Raw genomic sequence first — 22,907 nt, 5'->3', positions numbered from 1 at the left:
AAAAAACAGACGAATCTGGCCGGAACCTGCGCAGCCTACCGGCTCGGACGCGGTTCGGCGAGCGCCGCCTGCACCATCTCGCGCACCTGGCGTTCCATCTGCTTTGCTGTCTCCTTGCGGCTGGAGCCCTTGGAGAAAGCAATCGCCTCGCCAAAATGCACCTCGACGTCGAGGGCGCCCTCGGCCATCAGCACCTTGAGGTGCGGCATCAGCTCCTCGTCGCCGATCCAGGCGGCAACCGGCCGATGCCGGCGGCCGAGCGGCACGCCATGCAGGCGCGTATAGACGATCGCCACCGGCTGGATGAAGACCTGTTCGGCCGCCCCTTCCGCAATCGCCATTGTAGCGGCGCCGAACAGCGTGCTCTTGAACGGCAGGATCATGTTGCCGTCGCCGGTCGAGCCTTCGGCAAACAGCACCATGGCGTCGCCCTTGGCCATGCGGCCGGCGATCTCGCTCGCCTGGTCGCCCGACGAACGCTTACGCTCACGTTCGATGAATACCGTGCGCTGCAGCTTCGACAGCATGCCGATCAACGGCCAGCCGGCCATATCGGCCCTGGCGATGAACGTCACGTCGACCATCGACCCCAGCACCATGATGTCGGTCCAGGAGATGTGGTTGGCAGCAATCAGCAATGGGCGCTGGCCGGACAGCGCTCCCTTGACATGGATGCGCAGCCCCAGCGTCCTGACAATCATCCTGTGCCAGATTTTCAGGATGAAGGTCTCGCGCCAGAGCCCGGTCCGCATCGACAAGATCTGCAGCGGCACAAGCACCAGCGAGCCGACGACAACCAGCCCCAGCGCCAGGAAAATCCTGATTTTTCCGATCATCCGCACCACCCCGGCGTTTGGCTAACGAAGATCGCGGCGCATGACAAGCGCGCCGGTCGGGCCGTGCTCCGGCGACTTGTAATAGTTGGCACGCTTGCCGACCTCGCGGAAGCCGAACCGCCGGTAGAGCGCGATCGCGGCGACATTGGTCTCGTCGACCTCAAGGAAAAGCGCCTCGGCGCGCTGTGCGTGCAGTTCACGCAGCACCGCATCCATCAATTGCCAGCCGAGCCCCCGGCGCCGATGCGAGCGTGCCACCGCGACCGTCAGGATCTCCCCCTCGCCGGCCGCCAGCCGCGCCAGCACGAAGCCGACCGGCGGCTTGGCACCCTGTCCGGTCTCGCGCGCGGCATAGCCGAACACCGTGTCCTGCTCGAGCAGCGCGGCGAATTCGTCGTCGGTCCACGGCCGCGCGAAATCCTCGCGATGCAGCACCGACATGGCCGCGCTATCGGCAACCGTCAACGGCTCGAGCGCATAGTCCCTGCGGCGCGACTGGAGGAAGGGAATGCGCATCAGGACTTGTTTCCGTTTGGACCATGATCTTTTCCCAAAAACGGTTTCCACTTTTTGGGATCATGGTCTTGCCTCGATAGAATAAAGCCTCCCTGAGGCTTTGCGTCGGCGCCGCGCAGATAGAGCGGTTTCGGCTTTTCGCCCTTGCCCTTTTTACCGGCACGTTGCGCGGCGGCCAGCCGGGCATAGACGGCGATGTCGGCGGTGGCCGCTGTCGCGCCGACGTCGAAGGCGCGCCCGGCCGAGGCGGCAATTTGCGTTGCCGCCGTACCGGCCAGAACCGCGGAGCTGTCAACCGCGATGGCGGCGGCTTGCGAGAGCGTGGTCACCGAGGGACCGTAAATCAAAGCGGATGCTTCATCGTAGAGTGCCGCATGGATTTCCTCGCGCCCTGCATCGAGCGCGGCGAGCGCGGCGCGGCCGGGAAACGTCGCTCTTGCTTGCGCCGCCAATGCTTCAAGAGTCGTCACGCCGATCGCCGGTATTTTCAGCGCCAGCGCAAGGCCGCGCGCCGCCGAGACGCCGACGCGCAGACCGGTGAAGGAGCCCGGACCGGTGGAAACGGCAATGGCGCCGAGGCTGGCATAATCGGTTCCAGCCGCCTTCAATGCTCCCTCGATCACGGCCATCAAATGTTCCGCATGGCCCTTGCCAAGATCGATCACCGAACGGCCGAGTTCCTTCCCGGCCGCCGCGTCGTAGACGCAGGCGGCGCAGAGATTGGCGGCACAGTCGATGGCAAGCAACTTCATGAAGCGGCCGGTTGAGACAGTTTCGAAAACAGCTTCCCTCTGCCCGCCAGGGCTCATCACCGCAAGGGCATAATGGATAAATCGTCAGGCGACTTTGCTTCGGCTCAGGTTCAAGACGGTAAGTTTCGACGAACGTAACTGCCACAAACCGGTGCCAGGACTAGCCGATCTGCTCGATACGCAGCACGTGATTGTCCCAGACATAGTCCGGCTCGGAACGGGTCGCGCCCCCGGCTTCGATGATTTCGCCGGCGCCGGTCGTCGCCATGAAGCTTTCCCCATCGGCTGCAACGCCGCAAACCTCGACCAGCGCCTTGGTGGCGACGATGCGGCCGCTGGCCGCGTCGATCACGGCAAGCGAATTGCCCTCAGGCGAAGACACGGCGATGGTGCCGGCGGCAGGGTTGGCGGCGACCGAGCCGATATAGTTCCTGAAGCCGGAGAGCACATCCTGCGACATATCGAGCAATTGCAAGTCCTTGCCGCGCGGCGCGCGGCCAACCAGCGGGGGACGATCGGTACCCGGCCCCCTGTACTGGCAGCCGAACCAGACGGTGCCGGACCGGTCGGCATCCATATGGCGGATCGACAATTGGTGCAGCGCCGGCGGCAATTCGTGCTTTTCGGTGAGATCGCCGGTAAGGCGGTCGACCAGAACATAGGAAGGCTTCATCGTTGCGATGTTGAGCTCGGCGCGGCCATAATCCGGATGCGTCTCGATGCCGCCATTGGCCACAGCAATCGTCCTGCCATCGGAAAGCAGCAAAAGCTCGTGTGGGCCCATGCCGTAGGTTGGAAACTCGCCGATGCGCTTGAATTTCGCATGTGCGTCATAGACGCCGACGACGCCGGCGGCATTGTCGAAATCGTTCTCGGTTGCGTAGAGCAGCGTGCCATCGGCCGAGAACACGCCATGGCCGAAGAAATGCCGGCCGGCAACGCTGGCAATGGTGCGCGGTTCATTGCGGCCGGTATGGTCGAAGACGACAGCAAAGGTGCCCGGCTGCCTGGCAAACACCACCGAACGCTTGGACACCGGGTCGAAGGTAACGTCATGGCCCCGATCGGGCAGATCGATCGTGTGCAACAACTTGCCCGCCTCGGACAGGACGGCCGCGCCATAGCTGCCGTCGCGCTTGACGAAAGCGGTGGCGAAGACCGCGTCGGCGTCGAGTGTCTTTGCCCAGGCCGACGGCGCCATCGCCGCTACGAAACCAGCGCCTGCGGCCCTCAGGAAATCGCGCCGATCGATCAGCGGCGTCCTCATGATCAGTCGCCATCCAATGACGAGAACCCGGCGGTCAGGCCGAATTCGGCGGTCAGCCTGGTGCCGATCAGGGTCGTCAGGCTGGATGTCACCAGCGAGAAATAATCGAGCTTCTGGCGCTGCGCCGGATCGGCAAGTGCCTTGTCGATCGGTCCCCTGATCGCCTTGGCCGCCTCGATCCCGTTGGTGAGCTGGATGTGGACCGATTCTGCCATCCAGCGCGCATCGGGCGGCAGCGCGTCGCCAAGCTGCGAGGCCTGGAACAGCGTGTCCATGCCCGCCAGATTCCCGGTCAGCGAGCGGGCGGTGTTTTGCGAGCGCCAATAGATCGCCTGTTTCGGTTTGTCGGCCTCCGGCTTGGCGCCCAGGAAGCCTTTCAGGCGTACGTCGCGGACCATTTCCAGCTCGTTGATGAAGACGCCGACCAGTTCGGTCACCGCTTCAGTTCCGTCGTGGTAGAGCGCGTTCTGCGGACCCGGATTGGCCCAGAGCGCGGCAAAGCCGTTGGGCTCGTTCCAGGCATCGCCAACCTGGCCGGCAATCGTCTCGACATTGCCGGCAATGGCCGCACCGTAGGCGCAGCGATAGGCGTCGTCCCTGCCGACCAATTGACCGGCTCCGTCGCCGTAGAGGACGAATTCCAGTGCGCCGAGCCCTTGCATGGCGACGCTCTTTGCAGCCAGCTGGGCCGGATCGGCGGCTGTCGGATCCTTGCCGGCAAGTGCTGCCTGCACCTGCTTCAGGCCGATGCTCTTGCGGTCCGGCCAAAACAGCATGCGCTCAAGCCGGTTGTTTTCCGCGATCGGCCCGAAACGGATGATTTCCACCACCGACCAGGCATCCACGACACCCGAGAATTCGGCGCGTGCCGCATGGAGATTGTCTCGCGAGGGCGCTTGGCAAAGCGCGTGCATGGTCTTGGCCAAGCTGTCCGCATGGTCATGCAGTCTGGCATAGGCCGGGCGGACGAAGCCGTCGATCGCCCGCTGGATCACATCCGAAGCCTTCACCGCCGCGGATGCCGGCAGCGCACCGGCGAGGACCAGCATCAGAGCGAATGCAAGACGCTTCCGCATCAGAGCGACTCCAGAAACTTGATCAGCGCGGCGCGGTCGGCCGCATCGGCAGCGGCAAAGCGGTCACGCGCCTTCTGGCCCTCGCCGCCATGCCACAGAATCGCCTCGGCCAGGCTTCGTGCGCGCCCGTCATGCAGGAAGAAGGTGTTGCCGCTGACGGTCTGGGTGAGCCCGATGCCCCACAGTGGCGGCGTGCGCCATTCGCTTCCCGTGGCCTCGCCCACCGCCTGTCCGTCGGCAAGACCGGGTCCCATGTCATGCAGCAGGAAATCGGAATACGGCCAGATCAGCTGGAAGGCCTGCGCCTTGTTCGGGGTGCCGCGACGGGTGACGAATTTCGGCGTATGGCAGGAGATACAGCCCATATCGTAGAACAGTTTTTTGCCGGCGAGCACGTCCGGTCTGTCGAGATCGCGCCGGGCCGGCACGGCAAGGTTTTGCGAATAGAAGGTCACGAGGTCCATGACCGGCGGCGGCGCTTCGACCGGACCGAGGCGCTCCTGTACACCGTTAGGTTGGGCAAGGCAGGTCTTTTCCGCGGCGCTGCAATCGCCCCAGTGCTTCGGCACCTCAGGCGTCGAAATGCCGATATCGCCGGTAAAAGCGTCCGCCGATTGCTGGCGGATCGATGCCGCCTGCGCCTTCCAGCCGAAACGGCCGAGCGTCAGTTCACCGCTGCTGGCGTCGCGTATTATGTTTGGCCTGCCGGAAATCCCGTCACCATCGCGGTCGGCCGCATCGGCACGCGTAAGGATGTCGGCAGGAGCGATCTGCTCGACCAGGCCAAGGCCGATCATCGGCGGCGTCATGCGCGGCGACAGCGTGGTGTGTGGATCGAGCGCCCCGTAGGCGAGACCGTCGACCGAATAGCTCGGCTTGCGCAGCGACACCGTGCTGCCGTCCGCCAATTTCACCTTCTCGTCCTGATAGTCGACATGCATCCTGCCTTCGCCCTGCAGGCCGGGAACGGCTAATTCCTGCAGCTGCGTGCCATAGACCGGGTCGGGAAAGTTGAGCACCTTGTGATCGGCGAGCGCGGCTTTCTCCTCCTCGGTACTGGCTTCCCTTGCCAGGCGCAGGAACATCGAGGTGGTGCCGCTGTCGCCTTCGGGCGGATGGCCGCGGCCGTCCTTCAGATGACAGTTCTGGCAGGCGCGCTCGTTGAACAACGGACCGAGCCCATCCGAGGCTTGTGTCGAGGATGGCGAGGACACCCAGTTCTTGCGGAAAATGGCGTTGCCGAGCTTGAAGGTACCCTCTTCCTCGAAGCTGATGTTGGCAGAGGATTGCGAGAAGGCGTCCTTGTTGACGTCCTTCTTCGAGGTGCCGGCGCCGCCCTGCATCAGCTCGAATTGCTCGGGCTTGGAGAAATCGCTGGTCGGCCTGGTAATGGCGATGACGCGCGCCAGATCCTTCGGCGTCAGATCCGTGCGGCTGGTGGCAAGCCCCGCCGGTTGCGGCGCCCCGGCCAGCGCCGAGGCTGTGAGCGTCGCCACCACGGCAAGAAAGGCGCCGCGAAGGATACCGTATCGCGGCTTCTTCTGAGGCGGCAGGCCACAATGCTCGGCCGGCCGCAAGCGGCGCATGAAATCTAGGGGGCGCCGCATTCCGGCATGTCCTTATTCCGCCTCGTCGGCCGACGCTGCGTTGAGTTGGCCGTACTTTTCTTCGCCGATCGAGGCGAGCAGGTCGAGTTGCGTCTCGAGGAAGTCGATGTGACCTTCCTCGTCAGCCAGCAATTCCTCGAACAGCTTCATCGTCACGTAGTCGCCTGCTTCGTTACAAACCTCGCGCGAACGCTTGTAGGCGGTGCGCGCGTCATATTCGCCGGCAAGATCGGATTCGAGCACTTCCTTGACATTCTGCCCGATGCGCAGCGGAGCCACGGACTGCAGGTTCGGATGGCCCTCGAGGAAGATGATGCGCGCCACGAGCCGGTCGGCATGGTGCATTTCCTCGATCGATTCAGCGCGTTCCTTCTTCGCTAGCTTGGCGTATCCCCAGTCTTCCAGCAGCCGGAAATGCACCCAGTATTGATTGACCGCCCCAAGTTCCAGAAACAGAGCCTCGTTAAGCCGCTCTATGATCTGCTGTTCGCCTTTCATGGGTTCTGCTCCCGTATTGGACGCGTAGGCCTCTGACGCGATCCAGGTGTGAAACGATGTCCACGCCACTCGCCGCCGAGCGGGCATGGTAATTTTCGGTGACCCGAATGATCGTTTCGACCACATTTGGGAAGCAGCCGCAACAGCGACCGCGCTTGTGCATGGCGTGATAGACCTTCGCCGGCACGATCAGCTGCCAGGGGTCCTCATCCAGCAGTCCGACGATCGTCTGCTCTATCTCCTTTTCGGTGATGATGTTGCAATGGCAGATCAGCATTTGTCGCTCTGGCTAACGGCGCTTCGTTGCGTCGCGTGGCTGGTGGTTTCGATAGTCTATTGGAACACCTTGTCCGGTGAATCGAGGCTGTCCGAGCCCTCGAAGGCTATCGCATTGAGCTTCAGGGTACCGACGGCGCGTTCGACCGACTTGGTCTGATCGACCAGCGCGTCGATCGCCGCCTGCACAGTGGCATTGCCTTCCGTGTTGCCTTCTCCGATCTGCTGGTCATAGGCCTCGCCGGCAAGCGCCCGCGCCTTGATGGCCTCCATCTTGGCGACGGTGACGTCCAGTTTGTCCGACAATTCCTTGTCAACCGCCGGGTCGGCCGCCTTGACCATGTCGGCCACCGACGACCCCTCGACGACAGTGCCGTCGAGCCGCTTGTAGCTGCCGTGATAGGCGGCACGGATGCCGATCGCATCGTAAAGATGGGAGTTGTAGGTATTGTCGGAGAAGCAATCGTGCTCCTCTTCCGGATCGTGCAACAAGAGGCCGAGCTTCATCCGCTCTCCGGCGAGCTCGCCATAGGACAGCGAGCCCATGCCGGTGAAGATGGTCGAAATGGCGGCGTTCGGCTCGCCATCGACAAGGTTCTTGCGGGCGGCGCCGCCTTCCTTCCAGTCGTCGACCATATCCTTTAGATCGGAAACCAGAAGGTCGCTCGCCGATTTCAGATACTGTCCGCGACGGTCGCAATTGCCGCCGGTGCAATTGGCGAGGTCGTAGTCGGTGTAGGGCCGTTCGCCGGCGCCCGGACCGGTGCCGTGCAGGTCCTGACCCCAAAGCAGGAATTCGATGGCGTGATAGCCGGTCGCCACATTGGCCTCGATACCGCCGGCCTCCTGCAGGGTGCCGGAGAGGAACTCCGGCGTCAGGTCGGTGGCGTCGACCTTCTTGCCGTTGATCTCGATCGACTTGTTGGCGATCACATTGGCGGTGTAGAGCACGTTGGCGTCCGACTCGGTGCCGTAGCTCTTGGCGACATAGTCGATCAAGCCTTCGTCGAGCGGCCAGGAGTTCACCTTGCCTTCCCAGTCGTCGACGATGGCATTACCGAAGCGATAGACCTCGGTCTGCTGATAGGGAACGCGCGATGCCTTCCAGGCCTCGCGGGCGGCGTTCAGCGTTTCGGCAGATGGCTTGGCGAGCAGCGCATCGACAGCCTTGTCGAGCGCCTCGGCCGTGATCAGCGAATCCTCGTATTTGGCGAGCGCAATGTCGGAATAGGTCTTGATGACCGCCTTGGCATCGGTTTGCGCCTTGGCCGGCAGCACGAACACGGCCGCCGTCAGCATCGCGGTGGCGCCGATCGCCGCAAGCCTGCCGCCATACCGCGCCGTGATCATCGTTCTCATGATTGTCTCTCCTCGGGAATCAATGAAATGCCGGCGCCGCGGCGGGCAGTTGCCAGCGGGCAAAGAAGGGTCGCGCCATCGCGCGGTTCGCGGAAGAAAGACACCGAAATGCCTCCAATCGAAAGGGTTCAAGGCCCAGACATCAAAGGGATGCGCTGACGCGCGAGCTTCCATAAAACGGCGAAGACGCCGGATGTCAACTGGTGGCATAGAAAAAATTCAATTGAAACAACAGTTTAGAATTATTCTAAACTAGAACGGTCAACTTTAACACCGACGTATGAGGAATGCCGGCGCATGACGCAGTTGACAGGCGGCCGTTCCGGGTGCGACCCGGATCGGCGCTCTTGCGGCGGCGCCGGACAATCGCCACCTGGCGAGACGTCCTAGATTTGGATGAGGAATCGGGCTGTTATGAAGAACGGGGTCGTCATTGTCGGTGGGGGTCATGCGGGCGTGCAAGCGGCCGCCAGCCTGCGCGAAGAAGGCTATGACGGCCCGGTGATCCTGGTCGGCGACGAAAACGAATTGCCCTACCACAAGCCGCCGCTGTCGAAGACCTTCATCAAGGATCAGCAAGCAAAGCCGCAGCCGTTGCGCGGCGAGGCTTTTTATACCGGCAGCGCCATCGACTTCCGGCCAGGCATCCGGGTCGAGCGGATCGACATAGGCGGCCGCAGGCTGGAGATATCGGGCGGCGGTGTGTTGCCGTTTGACCGGCTGATCCTCGCCACCGGCGCGCGGCCGCGCCTGCTGCCGCTGCCGGGTTCGGAGCTTTCCGGCGTTGTGTCGCTGCGCTCGCTCGGCGATGCCCGCCTGATCCGCGAATTGAGCGCGCAAAGCGAGGAGGTCGTCATCCTCGGCGGCGGCTTCATCGGCCTGGAGATTGCCGCGACGCTCACCGCGGCAGGCCGCAAGGTTACGGTGGTCGAGGCGGTCGACCGGCTGCTCGGCCGCGCCGTGGCACCGGCCATCGCCGGCCATGTGCGGCAGCGGCTGGAGGCCACCGGTGTGCGCATCCTTACCGGCACCACCATCGAACGGCTGGAGGACGAGAACGGCCGTGTTTCGGCTGCAATCACCTCATCCGGCCAAAGATTGCCGGCGCAGATGGTCGTCATCGGTATCGGCGTCGTGCCGAATGTCGAATTGGCCGAAGCCGCCGGCATTGCCATCGCCAACGGCATCCGCGTCGACCAGCAGATGCGCACGTCGGTGCCGGAAATCCTCGCCATCGGCGACGCGGCGTCTTACCGGCACTGGTTCACCGGCGGCGATGTGCGGCTGGAATCGGTACAGAACGCCACTGACCAGGCGCGGCTCGCCGCGCGCACCGTCGTCGGCCACACCGACAATTACTCGGCGGTGCCGTGGTTCTGGTCCGATATCGGCGACATGAAGCTGCAGATGGTCGGCCTGATTGCGGGTGGCGACGGCCATGTCGTGCTGGGCGACGTGGCCGAGAACAAATTCTCCATCTACCACTATGCCGGAAGCCGGCTGCTCGGCATCGAATCGGTCAACCGGCCCGGCGACCACATGCTTGGCCGCAAGATGCTCGGCGCCGGCTTTTCGCCGTCGCCGCAGATTGTCGCGACCGGGCCGGATGGACTGAAGGCGGCGCTCGCCGCCTTCCAGGAAGGAGAGCCTGTCCGCGCTGCGGGATAAGATCAAACCCAATCACCCTGAATGACCGAGTTCGACCGGGAGCTGACCTGCAAAACATATAGCGAAGTAAAGGAAACAGCGGTATTTTGACCAATTGAAATTCGTCGGGGGGTGCTCATGGCTCTATATGTCATTGGCGCAGGCATGGGTCGCACTGGAACATATTCGCTGAAGCTCGCGTTGGAGCATCTTGGGTTCGGGCCGTGTCATCACATGGCAGATGTCCGCGCCAATCCCGAGCAGAAGGCGCTGTGGCGCGCCGCCGGACAGGGACAACTCCCGACCTGGGATGCGGCATATGCCGGCTATCTTTCCGCGGTCGATTGGCCAACGGCGCATTTTTGGCGCGAAGTGAGTGACCACTACCCTCATGCAAAGGTTATCCTGACAGTTCGTGACCCGGAAGCCTGGTATGACAGCATGGCGCAAACAATAGGGCTCACGATGGATGCTGCTACCAATGATCCACAGTCCTTTGGTGTGGCGGTGGTTGGAAACACTGTCTTTGGCGGTCGATTTGATAACCGTGATCACGCAATCGCTGTCTATGAAGCACATAACGCTTCCGTGAAATCAACGCTGCCACCTGAACGCCTTCTTACTTATCAGGCCTCCGAAGGGTGGGAGCCGCTTTGTGCCTTTCTCGGTGTACAGTTGCCTTCCGAACCGTTTCCACGCACCAATTCGACTGCCGAATTTCGTGCTCGCATAGGGCGTTGAACGGCGGCTTGCCACCTATCTCGGCCTTCGCCGCAGTTGAATCCTAGGCGATATCCTCGCCGCTCAGGCGGCGCGGGCCTCGCGGATCGAACTTTCCAGGATGTCGAGCGCCTCGTTCATGACTCCGTCCTGGATGGTGATCGGCGCGAGGAAGCGGATGACGTTGCCGTAGACGCCGCAGGTGAGCAGGATCAGGCCCTTGTCGAGCGCCTTCAGCCGGACCGCATTGGCGAGTTCCGGCGACGGCAGCCCCTTCGTCACATCGTTGAACTCGACCGCGTTCATGAAGCCGGGGCCTCTGATATCGACGATTTCCGGGGCTTCGTCGCGGATCGCTTGCAGGCGCTGCTTCAGACGGTTGCCCAGCGTGTTGGCCCGGTCGCAGAGCTTCTCCTCGTCGATGACGTCGAGCACGGCATGCGCCGCGGCGACGCCGATCGGGCTGCCGCCATAGGTGCCGCCGAGTCCGCCGGGGTTCGGCGCATCCATGACCTCGGCACGCCCGGTGACCGCCGCCAACGGGAAGCCGCCGGCCAGGCTCTTGGCCATGGTGGTGATGTCGGCCGCCACCTCGTGGTGGTCCATGGCAAACATCTTGCCGGTGCGGGCAAAGCCGGTCTGCACCTCGTCGGCGATCAGCAGCATGCCGTGCTGATCGCAGATCTTGCGCAATGCGGTCATGAAATCGCGCGGCGCCTCGTAGAAGCCGCCCTCGCCCTGCACCGGCTCGACGATGATCGCGGCGACGCGGGCCGGATCGACATCGGCCTTGAACAGCCGGTCGAGCGCAGCCAGCGAATCGGCGACCGACACGCCGTGCAGCGCAACCGGGAACGGCGCATGGAAGACATCCGCTGGCATGGCGCCGAAGCCGACCTTGTAGGGCACGACCTTGCCGGTCAGTGCCATGCCCATGAAGGTGCGGCCGTGAAAGCCGCCGGAAAAAGCGATGACCGCCGGCCGGCCGGTGGCGTTGCGCGCAATCTTGATCGCGTTCTCGACCGCCTCGGCGCCGGTGGTGACAAAAATCGTCTTCTTGTCGAACTTGCCGGGCAGCATGCCATTCAGCCGTTCGGCCAGCCTGATATAGCTCTCATAGGGCACGACCTGATAGCAGGTGTGGGTGAAGCGGTCGAGCTGCGCCTTGACCGCTTCGATCACCCTGGGGTGACGGTGGCCGGTGTTGACGACGGCGATGCCGGACGAGAAATCGATGTAGCGGCGGCCTTCCACATCCCAGATCTCCGAGTTTTCGGCGCGATCGGCATAGATCTGAGTGGTCATGCCGACGCCGCGCGAAATCGACTGGCTCTTGCGTTCGGAAATGGCTGAATTTGTCATCGTATCCCTCACCGGGCCGGCGCCCGCTCTCGTTTGATGGCTGTTGAGACTCTTCTGGGCTTATTTCAGGTTTTCCTCAAGTTGGCACTGGCGGCGGGTGATTGGGCCTGTCGCCGATGCGTTAACTGGCTAGCTTACCCAACCGCCTATACGCGTACGAGAAGAGGTTTCCTTTTTGCGGGGATCAATTATCCTCGCCATTGTCCGCGCCGTCTTGCTACAGGGGGCGGTCCGCGCGGTTGAGGGAGCTATGAGCAGGAACGCGACATCGTCCGTCTCGCCGCCGCCGGTCAAAACCCATTTGTCTTTTCCTGCCTCCACAATTCTAGCCTGCGCAATGGCAATGCTGCCTTTGCTTTTGGCCGGTTGCCAGAAGCAGGAGGCCGCCGCGAAGAAACTGCCTGTGATGGTCCTCACCGAGACCGTGGCGATCGCCAACTATGCGCCAAGGACTTCGCTCACCGGTGTGATCGCGGCGCGCACGCTAAACAATCTTTCGTTCCGGGTCGGCGGCCGCGTCGCCGAACGGCTTGTCGACGTCGGGCAGCATGTCGATCAAGGTACCGTGCTCGCCCGCATCGATCCGCAGGAACAGGAATTCGACTTGCGCTCGGCGCAGGCTGATCTCGACGCCGCGCAGGCGCAATTGACCCAGGCCGCCGCCGCCTTCGAACGGCAAAAGACACTGCTTGCCCAGGGCTACACCACGAGGCGCGACTATGATGCGGCCGAACAGGCGTCGAAGGTGGCGCGAGGCAGCGTCGATGCCGCTCAGAGCGCGCTCGCCAATGCTAAAGAGGACCTTTCCTTCACCGAACTCAAGGCGGGTGCGGCAGGCGTGATCACAGTGCGCCAGGTCGAAGCCGGGCAGGTGGTGCAGGCGGCGCAGACCGTCTTCACCCTTGCCGAGGATGGCGACCGCGATGCGGTCTTCAACGTAGAGGAAACGATGGTAGCAAAGACGCCGGCAGCACCCGCGGTGACAATCACGCTGTTGTCGGATCCGCAGATCAAGGCGATGGGCAAGGTGCGTGAAATCTCGCCGGCGGTCGATCCGGCTTCAGGCTCGATCCGGGTCAAGGTCGCCATTCCCGACACGCCCGCGGGCATGCCGCTCGGCGCGGCCATCATCGGCTCGGTCAGCGCCCAGCCGTCGAAGGCCGTCATCGTGCCGTGGCAGGCATTGACCTCGAGCGCGGGCAAGCCGGCCGTCTGGGTCGTCGATCAAGCGACCAAGGCGGTGGCAGCGAGACAGGTGGAGGTGCTGGCCTTCGGATCCGGCTCGGTCATCATCGACAAGGGGCTCGAGGCAGGCCAAACCGTCGTCACCGCCGGCGGCCAGTTGCTCAGCCCCGGCCAGACCGTCGAGATAGCGGGAGCGGAGCAATGAACCGGCTCCTGCGCAGCCCTGCCCCGCTTGTTCCTGCCCTGTTTGGGCTCGTGCTCGGCGCCTGCTCGCAATCGGAAGAGAAGCCGCTCGAGATCATCCGGCCTGTGCTGTCGGTGGTGGTCGAGCCCCGCACCGTAGAGACCTTCGGATTCGCCGGATCTGTCGAACCGCAGTTCAGCGCCGACCTTGCCTTCCGCCTGCTTGGCCGGGTCGTCGTCCGCGATGTCAGGGTCGGCGATATCGTCACCAGGGGCACGACGATCGCGGCGCTCGATCCGACGGCGCTGGAGCTTGCCGTGCAGGCGGCGAAGGCAGAACTCTCCAACGCGCAGGCGCAATTTGCCAATGCCGCCGCCAGCGAGGAGCGCCAGCGCCAGTTGCTTGTCGCCGCTAACACCTCGCAGGCCGTCTTCGACGCCGCGCGGCAAGCCAGGCAGGCCGCCGCGGCCGGTGTCGAGCGGGCCAATGCGGCGCTGGCCAAATCGCAGGAACAGCTTGGCTATACCAGGTTGTTCTCGGACTTCGATGGCGTTGTCACCGCCGTCGGCGCCGAGGTCGGCCAGACGGTCTCGCCCGGCCAGACCGTCGTCACGGTGGCGCGCTCTGATCCGCGCGAAGCAGTCGTCGACATTCCCGACCAGTTGACCGGCGATCTCGCCTTCGGCACGCCCTTCCAGATCATCCTGCAATCGCTGCAGACGATACGCAGAGACGCCAAGCTGCGCGAGATCGCACCGCAGGCCGAAGGTTCGACCCGCACGCGCCGCGTCCGGCTGACGCTCATCGATCCGCCGCCGGCATTCAGGCTTGGTTCGACGGTGACGGCGACCCGCATTGCCAAGATCACGCCGACGATCGAGTTGCCGCTGTCGGCGCTACTGGAGAAGAACGGCAGAGAAAAGGTCTGGATCGTCGACCAGCAGACGTCGAGCGTGAGTGCCCGCGACATCAAAATTGCCGCCAAGGGTGCCGCCACTTTCACCGTCGCCGAGGGCCTCAATGCAGGCATGCGCGTCGTCACCGCCGGCGTCCACAGCCTGACCGAGGGACAGAAGGTCAAGATCTCTGAGGGAGAGGCCATATGAAAGGCTTCAACCTCTCCGACTGGGCGCTGAGCCATCGCTCGTTGGTGTGGTATTTCATGCTGGTCTTCGTCGTGGCCGGCGTCTTTGCCTATCTCAATCTCGGCCGCGAGGAAGACCCCGCCTTCACCATCAAGACCATGGTCATCCAGGCCAACTGGCCGGGCGCATCGGTCAACGAGACGGTGCGGCAAGTGACCGATCGCATCGAGAAGAAGCTCGAAGAGCTCGACAGTCTCGACTATACCAAATCCGTCACCTCTGCCGGCAAGACCGTCATCTTCGTCAACCTGAAGCCGACGACCAAGGCGCGCGACGTCGTGCCGACCTGGCTGCAGGTGCGCAACATGGTCAACGACATCTGGGCGCAGTTTCCGCAAGGCGTGCAGGGACCATTCTTCAACGACCGCTTCGGCGACGTCTACGGCAACATCTATGCCTTCACCGCCGACGGGCTGACCCCGCGTCAGTTGCGCGACTATGTCGAGGATGTCAGGACAAAGATCCTGACCGTGCCGAACGCCGGCAAGGTCGATCTGGTCGGTGCCCAGGACGAAGCGATCTACCTCGAATTCTCGACCCGCCAGATCGCGGCACTAGGCCTCAACCAGCAAGCGATCGTGGCCAGCCTGCAGGCCCAGAACGCAATCACGCCTTCCGGCGTCATTCAGTCCGGGCCGGAGCGCATCAGCGTGCGCGTCGGCGGCCAGTTCACCTCGGAAGAGAGCCTTCGCGCCATCAATTTGCGCGTCAACGATCGCTTCTTCCGGCTGAGCGACGTGGCGACGATTTCGCGCGGCTATGTCGACCCGCCGACGGCCTTGTTCCGCTTCAACGCACAGGACGCGATCGGCCTTGCCATCGGCATGAAGCCCAATGCCAATCTGCTGGAGTTCGGCGAGGCCCTGCACGAGGAGATGAACAAGGTGCTGGCCGACCTGCCGGTCGGCGTCGGCGTGCATCTGGTCGCCGACCAGCCTGTCATCGTCGAGGAGGCGGTTTCCGGTTTCACGCGCGCCCTGTTCGAGGCGGTCGCCATCGTGCTTGCCGTGTCCTTCATCAGCCTCGGCATGCGCGCCGGCTTCGTGGTGGCGCTGTCGATCCCGCTGGTGCTGGCCATCACCTTCACGGTCATGGCCTATCTCGGCATATCGCTGCAGCGCATTTCGCTCGGCGCGCTGATCATCTCGCTCGGCCTTCTGGTCGATGACGCCATGATCGCGGTGGAGATGATGGTGGCTCGGCTGGAGGTCGGTGACAATCTGCGCAAGGCGGCGACCTATGTCTACACCTCGACCGCCTTTCCGATGCTGACCGGCACGCTGGTGACGGTCGCGGGCTTCATCCCGATCGGCCTCAACAACAGCGCCGCCGGCGAATACACTTTCACGCTGTTCGTCGTCATCGCCGTTTCGCTCCTGGTGTCATGGATCGTCGCGGTGCTGTTTGCGCCGCTGCTCGGCGTCACCATCCTGCCGGCGACGATGAAACAGCACCATGAAAATCCCGGCCGCTTCACCGCGCTGTTCCGGCGCGTCCTCGTCGGATCGGTGCGCCATCACTGGCTGACCATCATCGCCACGGTGCTGTTGTTCGCGGCGTCGCTGGGCGGCTTTGGCCTCGTCCAGCAGCAGTTCTTTCCACCATCCGACCGTCCCGAACTGATCGTCGACTGGAATCTGCCGCAGAACTCCTCAATTGCCGAGACCCGGGACCAGATGGAGCGGTTCGAACAGCGGGCGCTGGTCGGCAATCCCGATATCGACCACTTCAGCTCCTATATCGGCCAGGGCGCGGTTCGCTTCGTGCTGGCCTATGACGTGCAACCGGCCAATCCCTATTTCGGCCAGACCGTCATCGTCACCAAGAGCATCGAGGCGCGCAATCGGGTCAAGCCGGCGCTCGAAAAGCTGCTGCGCGACGAGTTCGTTGGCACCGACGCCTTCGTCAAGCCGCTCGAACTCGGGCCGCCGGTCGGGCGGCCGGTGCAGTACCGCGTCGGCGGTCCTGACGTCCAGACGGTACGGACACTGGCGCAAGAATTCGCCGGCATCATTTCCGCCAATCCGCAGCTGGCCGCACCCACTTTCGACTGGAACGAGCCCGAGCGCGTGCTGAGGGTCGACGTGCTGCAGGACAAGGCACGGCAACTCGGCATCACTTCTTCGGACATCGCCAGCGCGCTGAACAGCACGGTCGGCGGCTCCACCATCACCCAGGTGCGAGACGCGACCTATCTGATCAATGTGGTGGCCCGTTCGCGCGAGGCCGAACGGGGTTCGATCGGCACACTGCAGAACATGCAATTGCCAACCGGAACCGGCGAGGCGATCCCGCTGGCCGCTGTGGCGAACTTCCGCTACGAGCTCGAACAGCCGACAGTGTGGCGCCGCGACCGCATCCCGACCATCACCGTGCGGGCCGGGCTGGTCGGCGACGTGCTGCCCGCCACCGTGGTCAACGAGGTGAAACCGTCGGTCGACGCCTTCATCGCCAAATTGCCACCGGGCTATTCGATCGCCACCGCCGGCTCAGTCGAGGAAAGCGCCAACAGCCAGGGGCCGATAGCCGCCGTGGTGCCGCTGATGCTGTTCATCATGGCGACCATCCTGATGGTGCAGTTGCAGAGCTTCCAGCGCCTGTTCCTGGTCGTGGCGGTGGCGCCGCTCGGCCTGATCGGCGTGGTGGCCGCGCTGGTGCCGAGCGGGGCACCGCTCGGCTTCGTTGCCATCCTCGGCGTGCTGGCGCTGATCGGCATCCTGATCCGCAATTCTGTCATCCTGATCGTCCAGATCGAGGATCTTGTGAATGAGGGCAAGGACCGCTGGGCCGCCGTCATCGAGGCGACCGAGCATCGCATGCGGCCGATCGCGCTGACGGCGGCGGCCGCGAGCCTAGCGCTGATCCCGATCGCACGCGAAGTGTTCTGGGGGCCGATGGCCTATGCCATGATGGGCGGCATCATCGCCGGCACGGCGATCACACTTCTGTTCCTGCCAGCGCTCTATGTGACGTGGTTTCGGATCAAGGAGCCGAAAGAGACGGAGGGCGAGGCGGGAGATAGCAGTGCCATTGTGGAGGGTAGCGGGGCCTAAGGCGCAAGTTGAGTTCCTTCGCGCCCCCCTCTGTCCTGCCGGACAGAGGGGGGCGCGACAGAGCGCGACCTGGAATGTTAAACTACGTCCTCACGAACCCTTCGCTGGCCCTCAGCAAATTGCGCGTATAATCCTTGGTGACACGGCGTTCGACAAGATCGTCCGCGGTCAGATTCTCCATCGCCTCGCCGTTCTGCATCACCATCAGCCGTTCGCACATGTGGGTGATGATGGCTAGGTCGTGGCTGACCATCAGGAAGGTCAGCTTGCGGCGGCGCCTGATCTCTTCCAGCAGGTTCAGCACCTCCGCCTGCACCGAAGCGTCGAGCGCCGAGGTCGGCTCGTCGAGCAGCAGGATCGACGGTTCCAGAATCAGGGCGCGGGCGATCGCCACGCGCTGGCGCTGACCGCCGGACAATTGATGCGAATAGCGAAAACGGAACCCGGTGCCGAGGCCGACCTCGTCGAGTGCCCGCTGGATGCGCTTTTCGCCGTCGGCGAAGCCGTGAATGGCGAGCGGCTCCTGCAGCAGGCGGTCGACAGTCTGGCGCGGGTGCAGCGAACCGTACGGGTCCTGGAAGACCATCTGCACCTCGCGGTAAAACGCCTTGTCGCGACGCGCGCCGAGCGTTTTGCCGTTGACCGCGATGGTGCCTGATGCGGCCGGCGCCAGGCCGGCGATTGCCCTGAGTAACGTCGACTTGCCGGAGCCGGACTCGCCGACCAGGCCGAAGGATTCACCGGATTCGACCTCGAGGCTGACGCCTTTCAACGCGCGGAAGCGGTCGAAGACCACCTCCAGCCTGTCGACGGAAAGGGCTGCCGTCATGCTGCCCACTCCGGCTTGCGGTCGAGCACCGGCAGCGGGTGACGGTCGGCGCCGATCTTGGGCATGCAGTTGAGCAGGCCGCGCGTATAGGGATGCTGGGCGCGGCCGAGCTCCGAGGCTTTGAGCTGTTCGACCACCTTGCCGGCATACATGACGATGACACGATCACAGAAGGACGAGACCAGGCGCAGATCGTGCGAGATGAAGATCAGCCCCATGCCGCGCTCGCTGACCAGCCGGTCGAGGATGCCGAGCACGTCGAGTTGGACAGTGACGTCGAGTGCCGAGGTCGGCTCGTCGGCGATCATCATTTCCGGCCCGGCGATCAGCATCATGGCGATCATGGCGCGCTGGCCCATGCCGCCGGAAACCTCGTGCGGATGCAGGTCGAAGACACGGGCCGGATCGCGGATCTGCACAGCCTCCAGCATGGCCAGCGCGCGGTCGCGGGCTTCGGCCTTAGAGACCTTCTCATGCGTGCGCAGCGTCTCGACGATCTGGCGGCCGATGCTCATCACCGGGTCGAGCGAATATTTCGGATCCTGCAGGATCATGGCGATACGCTTGCCGCGCAGCGCGCGGCGCTCGCGCGGCGAGGCGGCCAGCAGGTCGATGCCGTCAAAAGCGAGCGTCTTCGCGGTCACCTCGGCCTGCGGCGGGGTGACGCCCATGATGGCGCGGCCGGTCTGCGACTTGCCCGAACCGCTCTCGCCAACAATGCCGAGCCGCTCGCGGCCGAGCGAGAAGGAGACGCCGCGCACCGCCTCGATCAGGCCGGTGCGCGTCGGAAAGGTAACGCGCAGGTCGTTGATTTCGAGAAGCGTGCTCATTGGTCGCCACTCATTGGTCGCCACTTCGGGGATCGAGCGCGTCGCGCAGTCCGTCGCCGAGCAGGTTGAAGCCGAGGCTGACGATGAGGATGGCAAAGCCCGGAGCACCCGCCACCCACCACTGGTCGAGCACGAAGCGGCGGCCCGACGCGATCATCGCGCCCCATTCGGGCAGCGGCGGCTGCGCGCCGAGGCCGAGGAAGCCGAGGCCGGCCGCGGTCAGGATGATTCCGGCCATGTCGAGCGTCACCCTGATGATCAGCGAGGAGATGCAGAGCGGCATGATGTGGCGAAGCACGATGCGAAACGGCGAGGCGCCCATCAATTGCACCGCCTTGATATAATCGGAATTGCGCACCGTCAGCGTTTCGGCGCGGGCAATGCGGGCATAGGGCGGCCACGAGGTGATGGCGATGGCAAGCACGGCGTTTTCGATGCCGGGGCCGAGCGCCGCGACAAAGGCCAGCGCCAGGATCAGCTTCGGAAAGGCGAGAAAGATGTCGGTGATGCGCATCAGGATCGCATCGGTCCAGCCGCCGGCATAGCCGGCGACGGTGCCGACCAGCAAGCCGATGGGCGCGGCGATAATGGCAACCAGAACGACGACGTAGAGTGTCCAGCGCGAGCCGAAGATGATGCGCGAATAGATATCGCGGCCGAGATCGTCGGTGCCGAACCAGTGCGCCGCACTCGGCGCCAGGAGCCGCGAGCCCTTGAGGTCGCCGAATGTCGGCGAATAGGGCGCCAGCACATCGGCGAATGCCGCGACCACCAGTAGGGCGACGATGATGAGCAGGCCGGCAAACGCCAGCCGGTTGGCGGAAAAGCGCCGCCACGCCACATAGGCGCGGCCGAGCCTCGCCTGCACGCGCGACGCCGGCCGCTCGCTGAGCAGCCAGTCGCGGCGGGTTTGAATCGCTTCCGTGCTCATCCTGCCTTGGTCCTCATCCTGCCTTGGTCCTTGGATCGAGCAGCCGGTAGAGCAGGTCGGAGAATAGATTGATGGCGATGAAGACCGAGCCGATGATGATCGTGCCGCCAAGCACGGCATTCATGTCGGCGTTCTGCAGCGAGTTGGTGATGTAGAGGCCGATGCCCGGCCACGAAAACACTGTCTCGGTCAGCACCGAGCCTTCGAGCAGCCCGGCATAGGACAGAGCGATCACCGTGACCATCGGCACCGCGGCGTTGCGCAGCGCGTGACCCCAAATGATGCGCGTTTCCGACAGGCCCTTGGCGCGCGCTGCGACGATGTATTCCTGGGTGAGTTCGTTTAGCATGAACGAGCGCGTCATGCGGCTGATGTAGGCGAGCGAGAAATAGCCGAGTAGCGAGGCCGGCAGGATGATGTGGCGGAAGGCATCGGCAAATACGTCCCACTGCCGCTGCCAGAGCGCATCCAGCAGGTAAAAGCCGGTAATCGGCGTGAAGGTGTATTCGTAGACGACGTCGAGCCGGCCGGGAAAGGCGACCCATTGCAGCTTGGCGTAGAACAGCACCAGCGCCAGCAGCCCCAGCCAGAAGATCGGCACGGAATAGCCGACAAGGCCGATGATGCGCACGATCTGGTCGATGACGCTGCCGCGCCGCACGGCGGCCAGCACGCCAAGCGGCACGCCGATCACCGAACCGATCAATGTTCCCAACGTCGCCAGTTCGAGCGTCGCCGGAAAGGCGCGGCGGATATCGGTCATCACCGGATTGGTGGTCAGCACCGAGGTGCCGAAATCACCGTTCAGGGCATGTTTGACATAGATGTAGAACTGCTCGACCAGCGGCAGGTCGAGGCCCATCTCGCGGCGCGTTCGTTCGACGACGTTGGCCGGCGCCCGGTCGCCGAGCACCGCCAACACCGGGTCGATCGGGATCACGCGGCCGATGAAGAAGGTCACCGCGAGCAAACCGAGATAGGTCGTTATCGCGATGACCAGGAACCGGGCGATAGATGAGGCCACGGCAACGGCGCGGGCGCCGCCGCGCCCTGCCGTCACCTCGCTTTCAGCCACACTCATACGGCGCGTCCGCCGGCGTCGCTCCCCGGCATCACTCTTTCGAGACGGGGCCGACGAAGTTGGTGTCGAAGCTCGGGCCGAGCGCAAAACCCTTGAGGTTCTTGCGCAGGCCGGCCACTTCCAGCTGCTGGTGGATGATGACGAAGGGGCTGGTATCGAGGATCTTCTTCTCGAGATCCTGGTACATTGCGGCGCGCTTGGCCGCGTCCTTCTCGAGCAGGGCGGCTTCGGTCTGCTTGGTCAAGTCCGGGATCTCCCAGGCGTTGCGCCAGGCCAGCGTCTTGGTCTTGCCTTCATCCGAATTGTCGGGGTTGCTGGCGAAGGTCTGGGCGTTGGAGTTCGGATCGAAATAATCCTGGCCCCACTGGCCGATATAGATGTCGTGGTTGCGGGCGCGGTATTTGGTCAGCGTCTGCTTGCCGTCGCCGGGGATGATCTCCAGCTTGATGCCGGCCTGTCCCAGCGTCTGCTGGATCGATTCCGCCATGCCCGTCGTCGGCTGCCCGGTACGCACGTCCATGGTGACGCTGAAGCCGTCGGCGAGGCCGGCCTTGGCGAGCAGTTCCTTGGCCTTGGCGACGTCGAACTTGAACGGGTTCTCGTCCAGTTCGCCGAGCACGCCCTTGGGCAGGAAGGTCTGGTGGATCTCGCCGATGCCCTTGAGGATGGTCGAACTCAGGGCGTCGTAGTCGACGAGATATTTGAACGCCTGGCGAACCTCGGGCTTGGCGAGGTTCGGGTTCTTCTGGTTGAGGCTGATGTAATAGACCGTGCCCTTCGGCGCGCTGGTGGTGGTGAGGTCGGCATTCTTGGCAATGGCATCAAGGTCGTTCGGCTCAAGATTGCGGGCGACGTCGATGTCGCCGGCTTCCAGCGCCAGGCGCTGGCCCGAGCTTTCCTTCATATTGCGATAGATGACGCGGGCAAGCTTGGCTTTTTCGCCGTAGTAATTGTCGTTGCGCTCCAGCACGACGGCCTCGTTGGCCCGCCATTCGCGCATTTTGAAGGCACCGGAGCCGGCATAGCCGGTCTTCAGCCAGGCGTTGCCGAAATCATTGTCCCATTTGTAGTCGGCGCTCGGCGTGACCGCAGCGACATGCTCCTTGACCAGCTTGGCGTCGACGACCGAAGCGACGGTCGCCGAAAGGCAGTTCAAGACGAAGCTCGGCGCATAGGCCTTGTCGACGGTGAACTGGAACGTCGTGTCATCAACGGCCTTGGCCTTCTCGGTGACGTTGCCGCCATCGATACCGAACTGGCCGATAATAAAGGCCGGGCTCTTGTCGAGCTTGATGGCGCGCTCGAACGAATAGGCGACGTCGGCCGCCGTGATCGGATTGCCGGAGGCGAATTTGAGGCCGGGCTTGAGCTTGAATGTGTAGGTCAGGCCGTCGTCGGAGACGCTCCAGCTTTCGGCGAGATCGCCCTTGACCTTGGATGTGTCGCTGAGGTCGAGGCGTACCAGAAGATCATAGGTGTTGCCGGTGACCTCTGCGGTCGACAATTCGAATGCTTCGCCCGGATCCATGGTGATGATGTCGTCGATGGCGAAACCCTCGACCAGCGTGTCGGCGGGCGTGACCGCGAAGGCAGGCGCACCGGCCAGAAGCAGCGCGGACATGGCCGCGCCCGCGAGCAAGAAGCGGGAGCGTAGAGCAAACTTTTCCATCATCATTTTAACTGTTCCCTGTTTTTGTTGACCTGAGTTCCCGGCTCAGGGTTGTGGCATTTCTTGCCGCGTCGAACGGTGATC

General features: G+C 63.7%; 20 protein-coding genes. 5 read left to right on the top strand and 15 right to left on the bottom strand.

What is annotated here, in order from left to right:
• Positions 1-35: 35 nt before the first annotated feature.
• The 9 genes from olsA to NKJ91_RS08010 all read right to left on the bottom strand — a co-directional run bounded on the left by olsA (position 36) and on the right by NKJ91_RS08010 (position 8,178).
• Positions 36-836, bottom strand: coding sequence for a lyso-ornithine lipid O-acyltransferase (gene olsA, locus NKJ91_RS08050; RefSeq protein WP_352455109.1), 801 nt, complete (start codon positions 834-836; stop codon positions 36-38).
• A gap of 21 nt (positions 837-857) precedes the next feature.
• The gene (gene rimI, locus NKJ91_RS08045; RefSeq protein ID WP_023676888.1) at positions 858-1,352 is read right to left on the bottom strand and encodes a ribosomal protein S18-alanine N-acetyltransferase; all 495 of its coding nucleotides are present in this window, start codon (positions 1,350-1,352) and stop codon (positions 858-860) included.
• Positions 1,352-2,104, bottom strand: a complete 753-nt coding sequence (gene tsaB / locus NKJ91_RS08040; RefSeq protein ID WP_352455108.1) for a tRNA (adenosine(37)-N6)-threonylcarbamoyltransferase complex dimerization subunit type 1 TsaB — start codon at positions 2,102-2,104, stop codon at positions 1,352-1,354. The genes rimI and tsaB overlap by 1 nt, the downstream gene beginning before the upstream one ends.
• Before the next feature lie 160 nt (positions 2,105-2,264).
• The gene (locus NKJ91_RS08035) at positions 2,265-3,371 is read right to left on the bottom strand and encodes a DUF1513 domain-containing protein (RefSeq protein ID WP_352455107.1); all 1,107 of its coding nucleotides are present in this window, start codon (positions 3,369-3,371) and stop codon (positions 2,265-2,267) included.
• 2 nt (positions 3,372-3,373) lie between these two features.
• On the bottom strand, positions 3,374-4,447 hold the full coding sequence (locus NKJ91_RS08030) for an imelysin family protein (RefSeq protein ID WP_352455106.1): 1,074 nt from the start codon (positions 4,445-4,447) through the stop codon (positions 3,374-3,376).
• Positions 4,447-6,054: a di-heme oxidoreductase family protein gene (locus NKJ91_RS08025; protein WP_352455105.1), complete on the bottom strand. Its 1,608-nt coding sequence runs from the start codon at positions 6,052-6,054 to the stop codon at positions 4,447-4,449. The genes NKJ91_RS08030 and NKJ91_RS08025 overlap by 1 nt, the downstream gene beginning before the upstream one ends.
• A gap of 12 nt (positions 6,055-6,066) precedes the next feature.
• Complete coding sequence (gene bfr, locus NKJ91_RS08020; protein ID WP_023676883.1) at positions 6,067-6,552, bottom strand: bacterioferritin; 486 nt, start codon at positions 6,550-6,552, stop codon at positions 6,067-6,069.
• Complete coding sequence (locus tag NKJ91_RS08015) at positions 6,518-6,829, bottom strand: (2Fe-2S)-binding protein (RefSeq protein WP_023676882.1); 312 nt, start codon at positions 6,827-6,829, stop codon at positions 6,518-6,520. The genes bfr and NKJ91_RS08015 overlap by 35 nt, the downstream gene beginning before the upstream one ends.
• Before the next feature lie 56 nt (positions 6,830-6,885).
• Entirely contained in the window at positions 6,886-8,178 is a 1,293-nt protein-coding gene (locus tag NKJ91_RS08010; protein ID WP_502903561.1) for an imelysin family protein, read from the bottom strand.
• A 423-nt stretch (positions 8,179-8,601) separates the two neighbouring features.
• On the opposite strand from NKJ91_RS08010, the gene NKJ91_RS08005 reads away from it, so the two are divergent.
• Together NKJ91_RS08005 and NKJ91_RS08000 are read left to right on the top strand one after the other, a co-directional pair.
• Entirely contained in the window at positions 8,602-9,855 is a 1,254-nt protein-coding gene (locus NKJ91_RS08005) for an NAD(P)/FAD-dependent oxidoreductase (protein ID WP_352455104.1), read from the top strand.
• Between the two features lie 117 nt (positions 9,856-9,972).
• Positions 9,973-10,575 carry a sulfotransferase family protein gene (locus NKJ91_RS08000; protein WP_352455103.1) on the top strand — a complete coding sequence of 201 codons (603 nt, stop codon included), beginning with the start codon at positions 9,973-9,975 and terminating at the stop codon, positions 10,573-10,575.
• A 63-nt stretch (positions 10,576-10,638) separates the two neighbouring features.
• Here the strand turns inward: NKJ91_RS08000 and NKJ91_RS07995 are convergent, their stop codons facing one another.
• The gene (locus tag NKJ91_RS07995) at positions 10,639-11,916 is read right to left on the bottom strand and encodes a 4-aminobutyrate--2-oxoglutarate transaminase (RefSeq protein WP_352455102.1); all 1,278 of its coding nucleotides are present in this window, start codon (positions 11,914-11,916) and stop codon (positions 10,639-10,641) included.
• Between the two features lie 343 nt (positions 11,917-12,259).
• Here NKJ91_RS07995 and NKJ91_RS07990 point away from each other — a divergent pair, with 343 nt between their 5' ends.
• The 3 genes from NKJ91_RS07990 to NKJ91_RS07980 are packed head-to-tail and all read left to right on the top strand — an operon-like array spanning position 12,260 to position 17,483.
• Positions 12,260-13,306, top strand: a complete 1,047-nt coding sequence (locus tag NKJ91_RS07990; protein ID WP_352455101.1) for an efflux RND transporter periplasmic adaptor subunit — start codon at positions 12,260-12,262, stop codon at positions 13,304-13,306.
• Entirely contained in the window at positions 13,303-14,391 is a 1,089-nt protein-coding gene (locus NKJ91_RS07985; RefSeq protein WP_352455100.1) for an efflux RND transporter periplasmic adaptor subunit, read from the top strand. Before NKJ91_RS07990 ends, NKJ91_RS07985 begins: the two co-directional genes overlap by 4 nt.
• Positions 14,388-17,483, top strand: coding sequence for an efflux RND transporter permease subunit (locus NKJ91_RS07980; protein ID WP_352455099.1), 3,096 nt, complete (start codon positions 14,388-14,390; stop codon positions 17,481-17,483). The genes NKJ91_RS07985 and NKJ91_RS07980 overlap by 4 nt, the downstream gene beginning before the upstream one ends.
• Before the next feature lie 82 nt (positions 17,484-17,565).
• Here the strand turns inward: NKJ91_RS07980 and NKJ91_RS07975 are convergent, their stop codons facing one another.
• From NKJ91_RS07975 to NKJ91_RS07955, 5 genes are read right to left on the bottom strand one after another with little or no spacing between them, the layout of a single operon-like run.
• On the bottom strand, positions 17,566-18,312 hold the full coding sequence (locus tag NKJ91_RS07975; RefSeq protein WP_352455098.1) for an ABC transporter ATP-binding protein: 747 nt from the start codon (positions 18,310-18,312) through the stop codon (positions 17,566-17,568).
• On the bottom strand, positions 18,309-19,142 hold the full coding sequence (locus NKJ91_RS07970) for an ABC transporter ATP-binding protein (RefSeq protein WP_352455097.1): 834 nt from the start codon (positions 19,140-19,142) through the stop codon (positions 18,309-18,311). Before NKJ91_RS07970 ends, NKJ91_RS07975 begins: the two co-directional genes overlap by 4 nt.
• A gap of 10 nt (positions 19,143-19,152) precedes the next feature.
• Entirely contained in the window at positions 19,153-20,073 is a 921-nt protein-coding gene (gene nikC / locus NKJ91_RS07965; protein ID WP_352455096.1) for a nickel transporter permease, read from the bottom strand.
• A 13-nt stretch (positions 20,074-20,086) separates the two neighbouring features.
• Positions 20,087-21,154 carry an ABC transporter permease gene (locus tag NKJ91_RS07960; protein ID WP_023676874.1) on the bottom strand — a complete coding sequence of 356 codons (1,068 nt, stop codon included), beginning with the start codon at positions 21,152-21,154 and terminating at the stop codon, positions 20,087-20,089.
• Positions 21,155-21,185: 31 nt separating this feature from the next.
• Positions 21,186-22,829 (bottom strand): ABC transporter substrate-binding protein, encoded by a 1,644-nt coding sequence (locus NKJ91_RS07955; RefSeq protein WP_352455095.1) that lies wholly within the window; start codon positions 22,827-22,829, stop codon positions 21,186-21,188.
• Between the last annotated feature and the right edge of the window lie 78 nt (positions 22,830-22,907).

Origin of the sequence: Mesorhizobium sp. M0040, from assembly GCF_040323505.1 — a bacterium.
GTDB lineage: Bacteria > Pseudomonadota > Alphaproteobacteria > Rhizobiales > Rhizobiaceae > Mesorhizobium.
Note: the sequence above shows the minus strand (reverse complement) of the source record. Positions and strands in the feature narration are given on the sequence as shown.